The 454-nt window shown below is 72.0% G+C and carries 1 protein-coding gene; it reads right to left on the bottom strand.

Annotated elements, in window-relative coordinates:
- Positions 1-213: 213 nt before the first annotated feature.
- The coding region (locus tag JZ792_RS43705) for a TauD/TfdA family dioxygenase (protein WP_216918441.1) at positions 214-454 on the bottom strand (241 nt) is incomplete at its 5' end.

The raw sequence follows: 454 nt of genomic DNA, 5'->3' as shown, positions 1-454 counted from the left end.
GGCGATGCGCAACCTGCCTTCCTCGGCCCGGGCGATGCCGGGGGCCGCCAGGCCCGCGGCCATGACGCCGGCCGCCGTGGCGAGGGTGGCTGCCTTGCGCACGAAGGCGCGGCGCAGGGGGGAGACAGCGGTGGGACGGGAACGTGGCATGAGGGAGGTCTTCCGATGGGTCTGAAATGGGAGGGCGCGCAGCGCCACAGGGGAGTTCCCGCTCTACAAGGGGAGATCCCCCTCCACGGTGGTGCGGTAGAGCTTTCGGCGCTCGCTGTCCGGCGTGCCCGCGGCCAGGTGCTGCACGGAGCGGTTGTCCCAGAACACCAGGTCGTGCGGCCGCCACACGTGGCGGTAGACGAGCTCGGGGCGGATGGCCGCGGCGAAGAGTTCGGCCAGCAGCGCCCGGCTCTCGTCCTCGGGCAGGCCGACGATGCGGGTGGTGAAGTGCTCGTTCACGAAC

Origin of the sequence: Nocardia noduli, assembly GCF_019038455.1 — a bacterium.
GTDB classification, from domain to species: domain Bacteria; phylum Actinomycetota; class Actinomycetes; order Mycobacteriales; family Mycobacteriaceae; genus Nocardia; species Nocardia noduli.
The sequence above is the reverse complement of the archived record's forward strand: the minus strand, read 5'-3'. Positions and strand labels throughout refer to the sequence as shown.